General features: G+C 42.6%; 7 protein-coding genes and 2 pseudogenes. 2 read left to right on the forward strand and 7 right to left on the reverse strand.

Annotation, left to right across the window (positions count from 1 at the left end; translation table 11 throughout):
- Positions 1 to 28 precede the first annotated feature (28 nt).
- The 4 genes and pseudogenes from PENNN9_RS09785 to PENNN9_RS09800 form a co-directional block, all read right to left on the reverse strand.
- Positions 29 to 520 carry a hypothetical protein gene (locus PENNN9_RS09785; RefSeq protein ID WP_058369508.1) on the reverse strand — a complete coding sequence of 164 codons (492 nt, stop codon included), beginning with the start codon at positions 518 to 520 and terminating at the stop codon, positions 29 to 31.
- A 110-nt stretch (positions 521 to 630) separates the two neighbouring features.
- Entirely contained in the window at positions 631 to 1,347 is a 717-nt protein-coding gene (rph, locus tag PENNN9_RS09790; protein WP_058369509.1) for a ribonuclease PH, read from the reverse strand.
- 267 nt (positions 1,348 to 1,614) lie between these two features.
- Positions 1,615 to 3,340, reverse strand: a pseudogene (locus PENNN9_RS09795) (AMP-binding protein).
- Between the two features lie 512 nt (positions 3,341 to 3,852).
- Complete coding sequence (locus tag PENNN9_RS09800) at positions 3,853 to 5,574, reverse strand: AMP-binding protein (protein WP_058369510.1); 1,722 nt, start codon at positions 5,572 to 5,574, stop codon at positions 3,853 to 3,855.
- Positions 5,575 to 6,095: 521 nt separating this feature from the next.
- Here PENNN9_RS09800 and parC point away from each other — a divergent pair.
- A pseudogene (gene parC / locus PENNN9_RS09805) lies at positions 6,096 to 8,419 on the forward strand (DNA topoisomerase IV subunit A).
- 138 nt (positions 8,420 to 8,557) lie between these two features.
- Here parC and PENNN9_RS09815 read toward each other — a convergent pair.
- Together PENNN9_RS09815 and PENNN9_RS09820 are read right to left on the reverse strand one after the other, a co-directional pair.
- Positions 8,558 to 9,037, reverse strand: a complete 480-nt coding sequence (locus tag PENNN9_RS09815; RefSeq protein WP_058369512.1) for a BLUF domain-containing protein — start codon at positions 9,035 to 9,037, stop codon at positions 8,558 to 8,560.
- A gap of 227 nt (positions 9,038 to 9,264) precedes the next feature.
- Positions 9,265 to 9,894, reverse strand: a complete 630-nt coding sequence (locus tag PENNN9_RS09820; protein ID WP_082638069.1) for a hemerythrin domain-containing protein — start codon at positions 9,892 to 9,894, stop codon at positions 9,265 to 9,267.
- 386 nt (positions 9,895 to 10,280) lie between these two features.
- Here PENNN9_RS09820 and PENNN9_RS09825 point away from each other — a divergent pair, with 386 nt between their 5' ends.
- Positions 10,281 to 11,111 carry a Cof-type HAD-IIB family hydrolase gene (locus PENNN9_RS09825; protein WP_058369513.1) on the forward strand — a complete coding sequence of 277 codons (831 nt, stop codon included), beginning with the start codon at positions 10,281 to 10,283 and terminating at the stop codon, positions 11,109 to 11,111.
- A 129-nt stretch (positions 11,112 to 11,240) separates the two neighbouring features.
- On the opposite strand, the gene PENNN9_RS09830 is transcribed toward PENNN9_RS09825, so the two are convergent.
- A complete protein-coding gene (locus PENNN9_RS09830) occupies positions 11,241 to 12,860 on the reverse strand; it encodes an AbgT family transporter (protein WP_058369514.1) in 1,620 nt (539 codons plus the stop codon).
- Between the last annotated feature and the right edge of the window lie 153 nt (positions 12,861 to 13,013).

Here is a 13,013-nt window from a genome sequence, read left to right on the forward strand (position 1 = left end):
TCATTTGATAAATCGTTTGATAAAAGTCTTAATCACCATTCATTTTAATATTAACATGACGCTTATTAAGTGCTTGACCTTCTAATATCGCTTTGGTTGCCTGTGCTTCTTGGGCCGTATCAAAGCCACTGATATGGTACTTACGCACATTGTCTGTATCAACAATTTGGATCTGTTCACCAAAGAGAGTGACTTTATCACCATCGCTTAGAGTAATATGGTCGCGGCGACCGTTATTGTCATGTACCAGCTCGCCTACGCGTACCCACAAGACACCGCTACTGATATTACCACTCATAGATTTTTTACGCTGTTGTCGTTGTCGATTAAAGATAAAACTACCTACAATCAATAAAGCGAGCGCGCCAATCGCTAAACGCTCTGGTAATAGGCTCATCGCCAAGGCCACTGCTACAGCACCAACTAGCAGTGCTGACCCAAACCAAAACAGTCCATTGTCCCCTGCGGGTGGCTGATCCTGTAGGGTAATCTTGGCGCCATCATCGGTTAGCTTTAACATGCATTATTACCTATCGATTGCTACCTATTAACGAATAAATATATCAGTTGTCTGTTTACGACAGTTGAACAGTTGTTCATATATTGTATCAAATAATCTTTGTAACGAGTCTACCAGCCAAGGGCGGTTTGTTGCATTTTGATAAGCTCAGCGATTCCTTTTTCAGCAAGGATTAACATATCATCAGCTTGGGCACGGGTAAATGGCTTTTCTTCAGCGGTACCTTGCAGCTCAATAAACTCACCCTTCTGCGTCATGACGACGTTCAGATCCGTATCACAGCTGGCATCTTCTTCATAATTTAAGTCTAGATAAGCTTTACCATCTTTCATACCGACAGAGATTGCAGCGACCAGACCAATCAAGGGGTCGGCTTTTAGTTTTTTGGTTTTTTGAATGCTCTCAAGCGCATCGATCAAAGCAATAGCAGCACCAGTCACACTAGCCGTGCGCGTGCCACCATCTGCTTGCAATACATCACAATCGAGATAAATTGTGTTTTCGCCAAGCTTACTAAGATCAATCATGGCACGGAGGCTACGACCGATGAGACGTTGAATCTCTTGAGTACGACCAGACTGCTTACCACGAGCCGCTTCACGCTGATTACGGGTATTGGTTGCGCGCGGTAACATGCCATATTCAGCGGTAACCCAACCTTTGCCTTTGCCTTTTAACCAGCGTGGAACCCCTGACTCAACGCTTGCTGTACACAACACTTTGGTATCGCCAAAGCTGACCAACACTGACCCTTCGGCATGCTTGGTATAGTGGCGCTCAAAACTAATCGAACGAAGTTGGTCAAGCTCACGGTTATCAATACGCATAAAATTCCCTAGGACAATACTATAAAAGTAGTGGTATAAAATAAGAATAGCGGTCTGCTAATGGCTTATTGATCGGTTGGCTGTGCTTAATAACTCATCAAAAAGTACTCAACAATCAGACAAGATGGAAAGTAGCAGACCTAAAACTTGAGATATCCTAACGTGACAGCCACGCAATAGCAATATAAGTACTTGTTATTACGTGGTGATTTTGACAAAAAACACAATGAGAGTAAAGTGAGTACTGCCATCAATGATCGCTTTACTCTATTCTAGTCCTTCCATTTTGCGCAACTCTTTACGCAAAATTTTACCGACGTTTGATTTTGGCAACTCATCGACGAACTGTATATGACGCGGACGCTTGTAGCCTGTTAATTGCTTTTTACCAAAATCGAGCAGCTCTTTTTCAGTGACATCCCCTTTTTTGACCACAAACAATTTGGGATCTTCACCGCGCTCATCACTCGGTATGCCAATGGCGCCGCACTCTACAATGTCTGGGTGTTCACTCATGGCTTCTTCAATCTCATTTGGATAGACGTTAAAGCCTGAGACGATGATCATATCTTTTTTTACGATCGACAATCTTGATAAAGCCCTTTTCGTCCATGATGCCGATGTCACCTGTTTTTAGGTAGCCAGTCTTTGTAAAGGTATTTGCAGTCTCTTCAGGACGGTTTTGATAGCCAATCATCACTTGTGGCCCTTTGACGCAGATCTCACCGCGCTCACCGATAGCGACTTCCTCTTCTTCTTCATCGATTAGTACGATATCAGTACTGGATGCTGGAATACCAATCTTACCTGTAAACTCAGCAATGGTCATCGGGTTAAAAGCGACTACTGGCGAAGTTTCAGACAGACCGTAACCTTCTACAATAGGCAGACCTGTAATTTTGTGCCACTCTTTAGCCACGCTTGGCAATACTGACATACCGCCGCCGATAGAGGCTTTGAGATTGGAAAAATCCAATTCAGCAAAGCTGTCTTTATGCACCAAACCATTAAACAAGGTATTTACGGCAGGAATAAATGATGGTTTATATTTATCCATCTCTTTAATCAGACCATCTAAATCGCGTGGATTAGGTATTAATAGGCCTGTAAAACCTTGATACATACCATACATACCGCAAACCATAAATGAGAACACATGATACAACGGTAAAGCGGTCAAAATCACATCGTCGCTATTGATGTCATCTTCAAAAGCACTATTGATAAGAACGCTGATCTGTAGCATGTTAGCAACCAAGTTACCATGCGATAGCATAGCGCCCTTCGCCACACCTGTCGTACCGCCAGTATATTGTAATAACGCCACATCATCTAATGACAAATCGGGACGCTTATATTTACTGGCAGATACCGCTCCTAACGCTTGTTTAAAACTTATACTATCAGGTAGATTATAAGCTGGAATCATCTTTTTGATATGGCGTGCGACTAGATTGACTACCACCCCTTTGACTGAGCCCAACATATCACCAATCTTACAGACAATCACATGCTCGACTTGGCCTTTATCCTCAGCGTCTTGATAGGTTTTTGCAAAATTCTCAACGATAAATAATGCCTTTGCTCCGCTATCATGTAGCTGATGTGATAGCTCGCGGCTAGTATATAGCGGATTGACATTGACCAATACCATGCCTGCACGAATGATGCCGAGCATAACAATCGGATACTGTAAAATGTTTGGCATCATGACGCCAACTTTATCGCCTTTATCCAACCCTAATGACTGTAGGTAGCTTGCGATTTGACGGCTATATAGGTCCAGTTGTTTAAAGGTAATGGATGCGCCCATACAGATGTAAGCAGTTTTTTGTCCATAACGTCGAAAGTTACGTTCAAACACTTCAAGCAAAGAGGTTTCATCATCAGGCATATCGATAGTTGCATCGATACTATAACGCTCATAAGCATCAAGCCATGGTCTATCACTTGGGATAGTAGGCATCGTAGGAAACGCTGTCATATCCGACATCATTTGTTCGTCCTTATGCGCATGGTCATTGCCACTATTAACAGACGTTTGGTCTGGCGCGTTTTTATTAGTACCGCTATTGTTGGCATTGTCAGTCATAACTTTTCCTAAGTACTACAATGAAAAACGTAGAATAATATAATAATGATAAAAGTATTAGGTTTATGAATCATTATTTGTGAACATAAAGTCACTAAAAACCAGACAATAATAACCAATGTCCGCTTAGTTGTATGCGTCCGTACTATAACAGTTTTGCAAAAAACTCTCTATAATTGTATGTAGAGGCAGTCTATATCCCCTTATTGGAATATCTATCCTTATAGTGCCTTATAGATAACAGCGACTCGTACTGCGCTTATTTATATTCATACTACAGCTCACTCAATAAAAACGGCAAGACTGTCTCTAAACAGTCTCACCATAATGGATAAAAACAGTATTGTTTAAACATCCGCTATCTATGACAGCCAAACCCTCAAACCGCATTCAAATGTCGAATATTAAGATTCTTAATTTTTTTCTTCAAGCTTACGTAAGTCTTTATGCAAAATTTTACCAACGTTCGATTTTGGTAGCTCATCAATAAATTCAACATGACGGGGGCGTTTATAGCCAGTCAAATGCTCTTTAGCGTAGGCAAGGACATCTTCTTTAGTAAGGCTATCATCTTGGCGTACGACGAATATTTTTGGAACCTCGCCACTCTTTTCATCCTCAACACCAATGACACCGCACTCTAAAATCTTTGGATGACCAGCCATCACTTCTTCGACTTCATTCGGATACACATTAAAGCCTGACACTAAGATCATGTTCTTTTTACGATCAACGATGGTGACATAGCCTTCTTCATCCATAATTCCAATATCGCCAGTGCGGAAAAAGCCATCATCGGTCATCACTTCACGAGTCGCATCATCGCGATTCCAGTAGCCTTTCATAACCTGCGGGCCACGAACGCTAATCTCGCCGCGCTCACCCAGCTCAAGCTCATTACCCGCTTCATCTAAAATAGCAACGTCAGTACCTGGCATCGGTACGCCAATGTTGCCTGTGAACGTAGCACTATTATGTGGATTAGCTGTTGCAACTGGTGACGTCTCAGACAACCCGTAACCTTGAACGATAATATTGCCCGTCACCTGACGCCATTTTTCTGCTGTTGAGCTAAGGACTGCCATACCGCCGCCCATCGACGTGCGCAGCTTACTATGATCCATCGACTTGAACTCATCGTTGTTAGCCAGCGCATTAAATAAAGTATTTACCGCTGGAAAAAATGCTGGCGGGTTGTTTTTATAAGCTTTTAATAAACTATCAATGTCACGTGGATTGGGTACCAGTAAGCCAATACAACCGCGATAAATCCCAAACATACCGCAGACAGTAAAAGAGAAAATATGATATAGCGGTAAAGCGGTCATGATGACAGGCTGCTCGTTACTACTCTCAAACTCATCAAAAGCACTACCCAAAAAGGTATCGGACTGAATAAGGTTGGCCACTAAGTTTTTGTGGGTTAGCATGGCACCTTTGGCCACGCCAGTTGTACCGCCGGTATACTGTAATACGGCCACGTCATTGAGACTGATATTGTTTGGTCGTTGATACTTGCCTGCCGAGCTTTGCTTCAGCATGTTTTTAAACTCGACACTATTGGCGATTTTATATGGCGGTACCATTTTTTTGACGTGACGTACAACTGTATTGACCATAAGGCCTTTTAACGTGCCCATCAGATCGCCCATACCAGTGATGACCACATGATCCACCACCTTGCGACCAATATCTTGATAGGTTTTGGCAAAATTTTCGACTAAGATAAGTGCTTTAGATTCAGAGTCAGTCAGCTGGTGCTCAAGCTCTTTTGTGGTATATAGTGGATTGACATTGACTAAGGTCAGACCTGCTCGCAGTACACCAATGACGGTAACGGGCAGCTGTAAAATATTGGGCATCATGACTGCGACTTTATCGCCTTTGACCAGCCCAAGTGATTGCAAATAAGCGGCAACTTGACGACTATATAAGTCTACTTCTTTAAAACTAATCGACGAACCCATGCAGACGAATGCCGTCTTGTCACTGTACTTAAGAAAGCTTTTCTCAAAAATGTCTATCAGTGAAGTGTCATCGCTTGGCATGTCAATATCGTAAGTTAGCCCAAGCGCTTCATAGGTTTTGAGCCAGACTTTATCGTTACGACGGGTTAAATTGACTTGATTGTCCATAATCTTGTTTCTCCTCATGAGTTTACGCATTCAGTGGTAAATACTCCTTTGTTCTTTAACATACACACTTTGTACATACTACTCAATATAAAAGATTGGCACTAGAGTTCGCAAAGTTGCTTGACGTTTATTATTTCCTATAAAATCAATAATATACAGGTTTAATTTAAGCGTTTTTTACACTAACGCTTAGCATTAAATGGGTAGCTATTACCTTATAATGTTACTTATTTCTTTCTATGAGGCATCTTATATATAGCAAGGCAATACATAGTAAGCGCGACTATACTGGTTTATATCAGCACGTCATGACTTGTCGTCTATTCTAGATTATCCCTTTTTAATTGATGTAATATCCTTTAGGATAACGCTACCTTATTCTTATGTGAATTTTGTACCAATGCGGTGCGGCACATAAAATGCACTATATAAAACATACTAATTAAAAACACAGAAGCGAAACCTACTTTATGTCCGATGTTATTGATAATAAGATTGCTCCCATTATCCCAAGTGAGCCGATGGATACCCGATCGGTAGCAGAGTTCACTGAACAAGCTTACCTAAACTACGCCATGTACGTCATCATGGATCGGGCGCTGCCTAACATCGCTGATGGCCTCAAGCCTGTCCAGCGCCGTATCGTCTATGCCATGAGCGAGCTTGGCCTAAAGTCCTCAGCCAAAGCCAAAAAGTCTGCGCGTACCGTCGGTGATGTATTGGGTAAATATCATCCGCATGGCGATAGCGCCTGTTATGAGGCGATGGTGCTGATGGCGCAGCCATTTAGCTATCGTTATCCGCTGATTACTGGTCAAGGTAACTGGGGGAGCTCTGACGACCCCAAATCCTTTGCCGCTATGCGTTATACCGAAGCTAAAATGTCTGCCTATGCTAATACTTTGCTTGCTGAGCTCGGTCAAGGCACGGTCGATTGGCAAGACAATTTCGATGGCACCATACAGGAACCCGTTACCCTGCCTGCTCGCCTGCCTAATATTTTATTAAATGGTACGACTGGTATCGCTGTCGGTATGGCAACCGATATTCCGCCGCATAATCTAAACGAAGTGGTGCGTGCGGCGATTCGTCTGCTCAAAAACCCTGATCTGTCTGTTAAGCAACTGACTCAGTCGATACCAGCACCTGACTTACCAACGCATGCTGAGATCATCACCAGTAAAAAAGACTTACAGGCAATGTATGAAAGCGGTCGTGGCAGCTATAAAATGCGCGCGACCTATCATATCGATAGCAAAGAGAAGAATTTAGTTATCATCGATGCGCTACCCTACCAAAGTCTCAGGCAACAAAATCCAAGAGCAAATCGCAAGACCAAAGTCTCAGGCAACAAAATCCAAGAGCAAATCGCAAGACTTATGATGGACAAAAAGCTGCCTTGGATTACTGATATTCGTGATGAATCGGATCATGAAAACGCTTGCCGTATCGTACTTGAGCTGCGCTCTACCCGCGTCGATGTCGAGCGCGTCATGAGCCATTTGTTTGCCAGTACTGATCTAGAAAGCAACTACCGCGTCAATATGAACATGATCGGCCTAAATGGTAAACCGCAGGTCAAAAACTTAAAAGAAATCCTCGATGAATGGCTCGTTTGTCGCCGCTCAGTAGTCACCCGCCGCTTGCAATATCGCCTCGATAAAATCGATAAACGCCTGCATATCCTTGCAGGACTGCTAATCGCTTATCTAAATATTGATGAAGTGATTCGTATTATTCGTGAAGAAGACGATCCAAAATCAGCATTAATGCAAGGCTATGATCTGACTGACATACAAGCCAATGCTATCTTGGATATTCGTCTGCGTCAGCTGGCAAGGCTAGAAGAGATTGAGCTGCGCCGCGAGCAAGACGAGCTGGCAGCTGAGCGCGCCACTATTCAAGAGTACTTGGACAACCCAGACAGCTTGACCAATCTGATGATTGAAGAGCTCACCGCCGACATGAAAGAACACGGCAACGAGCGTATGTCACCACTGGCAGAACGCGAAGAGGCGCAGGCGTTAAAAGAGTCAGATCTGGTACCGAGTGAGCCTATTACCGCTATCTTATCAAAAGCTGGCTGGATTCGCGCCGCTAAAGGCCATGACGTCGATGCGACTGGCATGAGTTATCGTTCAGGTGACAGCTATCAAGCGTATGCACGCGGCAAGTCTAACGAAAAAATTTACGTGCTCGATAGCACCGGTCGCAGCTATGGTATCGATGCGCATAACCTTGCTTCTGCTCGTGGACAAGGTGATCCGCTGACCAGTGTGCTAAAACCGCCAGCAGGTGCTAGCTTTGAGCAGCTATTAACAGGCGCTAATGATCAGCGCATTGTCCTTGCCAGCTCGCAAGGTTATGGGTTTGTGAATACGCTTGGCAATCTTGATAGCAATCAAAAAGCGGGCAAAAAAATTATCAACCTAGGGATTGGCAGCCGTTCAAAAAAATTATCAACCTAGGGATTGGCAGCCGTTTACTTCCCGTCGCACGTATTGATACCAATACGGACACCAATCACGACAATGATAAAGCAATACAAACCACGCCTGACCATATCGCTGTCGTGACCAATGCAGGTTACTTATTGATATTCGCTCTAGACGATTTGCCTGAACAAGCTCGCGGTAAAGGCAATAAAATGATCACGCTAAAAGGTGATGAAGAAGTGCTGGCTATCACGCCATTGAACCTACAAAACAGCCTTATTATTACCGCTGGCAAGCGTCATGTAACGCTAAAGCCCAATGATTTGGCCAACTATACGGGCAGTCGTGGTAATCGCGGTGGACAGCTGCCAAGAGGCTTTCAGAATGTGACTGGGGTTGAGGTTGGGTGATAATAGCTATGCTTTGCGCTCTAGTCTCTAACAGGTAAAGCTCACAATACTTTCAACGAAAAGCCGTCTACAAGGTATAGATGGCTTTTTTATGCAAGCTAAAACAGATGACCAACATAGTAAAAAGATACTAATTGTCTAAAACTTGCTGGATTTGGTATCTTCAAAAACTGCTGTCAAAAAGTTTTCAATCTGAGTACTTGTCATTAGATAAGGATTATAATCAGAACCTGCTGAGAAGCTTTTTAGAGCATACTCTTCATCTTCAGCGCTTGATGTTAGATGTTTGATTAAAAACCCATTCCATTGACGCGATTCTATTTCATCTATATTAACGATATTAGGAAAAATGGTTGAATGCTCCTCAAGTATTTTTCCTAAGGCAGTATTGATAGCAGGCCTTGTCCCTTGAAAACTTTGAACGAAATAACCTTCACTAATGACTAAAGCTGAAACTATATTGTTATCTTCAAAATATCTCCGCCAATACTCAAGTGCACGAGTCAGCTCGACTCCCGAATCTAGATCGATATTTTTGGCGATATATGTCATGTTGATCAGAATATGCTCACCATTTCTTTTTTTGCTTTCTGGAGTAGGGCTTGTCGTTGTATGCATAAGAAACCTTATTTATAAAATACTTATATAAACTAGAGATACACCTTTATTATAAAATATAATCGATAAGCTTTTAGATTTCGACCGATTTTTTATCTACCGTGATTTCTTAGAGTTGTAGCTATCGTAGATACCATCTCATTTTACCTCTGATATATAGTCAGTGCGTAATCTGGGCTAAAAGCCCAGCCTACAAAGTATTCTATTCTTAATCAACATATAAATCCCTAACCCTGCCTTAGCCCCAAAATAGGAATAACCAAATCTTCCTCATCGCTCAGATGCTGCGCGAGTAAGTTGGTTGCGTCCACCAATGTTTGATGTAATTGCTCTGCCAACGCTTTATCCTCGGCTTCACTTCTCGCCAGCGTATCATTTTGCACTTGTAGCTTATCGAGTAGCGCATCCAAGCGCACATGGTCGCACCCCAATATCTCAAACCCTGCCTGTAGCTGCGGATACATACTCACAAACTCAGGGAAAAATCCCTCATCCTCTACGCCATGATGTTGATGCAATTTTAGGATATGCATATTGATACGTTTGAGTATCTGCGAGCGATACTCTGACCAGTCGTACTCGCCAGATTGATAACCTACACTAATCTGTGTCAAGATACGCTGACGCTTGCGTATGTTAGTATGTACTTTTAGCCAGCCTGATGTCTTATAAGCATAATCTGCGCTAAACCATTGGTCTGGCGGTAGCTTGTTGAATAAGAACAGCCAGTCCATCTCAAGCCGACTCTCAGGATGACGCGGTGACAAGCTAAACAAATCCTCATCTGCACCGGTTTTGATAGCACTATCTTTGGCAGCAACATTTTTATTAATAATGCTTTGAGGTAAGTTATCCATTGCCTTATCCTTGTTAATTATTTTTACCAGTTACGTTTGCTCAGTTAACGCTCTTATTATTAAGAAAATCGTTTATTAAAAAAAGCAAAAGCTCACAAAAGCTCATTAGAAATACTTAAATTATCTAAATAAATATTTAGAATATAAATATAGTTTAACACCTAAAAATCAATGATATGCTCGAGTCTGCATACCTTGAATATGCATGTTTAGCCCCTATAAATAATAAACTAATCAACGTGTTACATAATTTGGTCAGAACCTATGTACTGCTATACTACTGACTATGTAGAATGAAACGCATAATGACAAACACCCTTATACAAGCAGTACCAAGCGATATTGGCTTACCATTCATAGTAGTGTTTAAAATATAAAGGATAATCATGTTTATTGTAGATAAAGCTGTGAATGCTGATAGGCATAACAGAATACCCACCCCCAAAATTATATTTTTTGATATCGATGATACGCTAAGCCGTAACGGTATTATTGCTGAGCATAATAAGGCGACCCTCGAGGCGCTGGCTAAGACCGATATTAAGCTAGTGATTGCGACCGGGCGTTCTAAAGCCATTATTCCAGATGATATTTTGGCATTATTGGACGATAATATATTGGACGCCATCATCTGTATGAATGGACAATATAGCTTTGATAACCATGGTCTTATCAGTCATTATCCTTTATCTGCTGAACAAAACGACAAGATCGTCCAGCTGTGTCAGACAAGTAAGCTGATTCATAAGTTTGACTCTGCAACGCATATTGCTTGGTCAAACGAAAATGAGCGCCTGCGTGAATACAACGCCAGAACGCCCAACTCTATCGTGGATCCAGACTATTACAAATTAAACCCTGTATATCAATGCTCAGTATTTTTTAACAACCAAGACGATAAAATGCAAGACGTCGACTTTGCCCAGTACGATTTAAAATTGGTGCATTGGCATCAGATTGGTGCAGACATCTTACCCATAGAGGCGTCTAAAGCACGCGCTATTAAAGACCTATGCCAGCATTTTTCTTCAGATGTCAGCGAGTGCATGGCCTTTGGCGATGGCATGAATGACTTGGAGATGTTTGACTTGGTCGGCTTTGCTGTTGCCATGGGAGACTCTCAGCCTGCCCTCATCGCGCGAGCAGACTTCGTCACTGGGACTATTGAAGAATATGGCATTCAAAAGGTGCTTGAACAATTTAAGGTGGCGTCGTAATCAGGACAGCGTAAGCAAAACTGCCCATAGCCCTTTTTTTGTAATCCATAAAAAACCCTTGCCAGTAGCTGACAAGGGTTTTTATTTTGAGTAACGGCTAAACTTTATTAGCTATTATTCAACGAACAACTACCGCGCAGGATAGAAGGTTTCTGCGCCAGGCCCTACAGGTAGGCCTAGAACGAAAACCCATATAGAGAACAAAATGGTCCAACCAATCAAAAACGCCATAGAGTATGGCAGCATCATCGCCATCAACGTCCCTACCCCGGTATCTTTTTTATAACGCATCGCCACCGCCAAAATAAGACCAAAATAGCTCATCATAGGAGTAATAATATTGGTCGTTGAATCACCAATACGGTATGCCGCTTGAATCATCTCTGGCGCGTAACCCGTTAACATAAGCATCGGTACAAAGATGGGCGCAGTTACTGCCCACTGAGCAGATGCCGAACCAAGCATCAAGTTGACCAGACCACAAATTATGATAAAGCCAACTAACAATAAGGGCCCAGTAAGGCCAATATCGCTTAGGAAGGTCGCACCAGACACCGCCATCACTGAGCCAAGATTTGACCATTTAAAGAATGCGGTAAACTGTGCTGCAAAGAACACTAATACAATATAAATACTCAATGAGCTCATGGCGTTACTCATAGCATCAACCACGTCTTGGTTACTTTTGATGCTACCAGTAATCTTACCGTAGATATAACCTGGTATCGCAAAGAACACAAAAATAAAGACCACAATGCCTTTTAAAAATGGCGACCCTGATACCATACCAGTCTCTGCATTACGCAAGATACCATCGGCCGGCACCACTGTCCAAGCTAGCAATAAGCAGAATATGAGCATGCTGATACCTGCCCATAACAGCCCTTTTTTCTCCAGCGACGATACTTTTTCAATTTGCGTCTCTAGTACGGAAGCATCATCAGCGTCTTTAGGGTTATACTCACCCAAGCTTGGCTCAACGATTTTTTCTGTGACAAAATAACCAAGGCCACTGATCAAAAAGGTACTTGCTATCATGAAGTACCAATTGACCTCAGCGCCAACGGTGTAAGCTGGATCAATGATACGAGCCGCTTCTTGGGTAATCCCTGAAAGCAGTGGATCCACTGTTCCTAATAGCAAGTTGGCACTATAACCACCTGATACCCCAGCAAATGCTGCTGCCAGACCGGCCAGCGGATGCCTACCAAGTGAGTGAAAGATAACTGCCGCCAGTGGTATCAATACCACATAACCAAGCTCGGCGGCGGTGTTTGACATGATACCTGCAAATACGATGGTAAAGGTCACCATCTTCTTTGGAGCGTTCATGACCAGACCACGCAAAGCGGCTGATATCATGCCAGAGTATTCAGCGATACCAACGCCTAACAAAGCGACTAGCACTGTACCCAATGGCACAAAACCCGTAAAATTGGTGACTAAATTTTCAACAATACGGGCTAACCCTTCACCATTTAACAGATTGACGACTTCAATCATACCATCAGCGCTACGTCCGCTTGTGCCCTCTGGCCTTGGATCGATTACTGACACACCAAAGTAAGACATCACTGCTGAGAGAACCAATAACAGCACGGACATCCAAACAAATAAAATGACAGGATGTGGTAGCAAGTTACCAAGCCACTCAACACCCCTTAAAAACTTTTGCATACGTGAGTTTTGCGCTGCTTTATCAAAATTACTGTCTGGCGGACTACCATTTGGCAAATTACTTCCTTGCATAGCCATTGCTCCATTTAAAGTTTAAGTAAAGTGATTATGTTTAAAGTGTATGAAAACACCGATAAAAGGTTGAGATTGAAACATAATTGAGAAATAGAAACAAACAGTTTTGGCCTATAAAACAAATTTTTGAGGAACCCGGGGCCTAAATTT

The sequence above is a fragment of the Psychrobacter sp. ENNN9_III genome, assembly GCF_001462175.1.
Taxonomy (GTDB): Bacteria; Pseudomonadota; Gammaproteobacteria; order Pseudomonadales; family Moraxellaceae; genus Psychrobacter.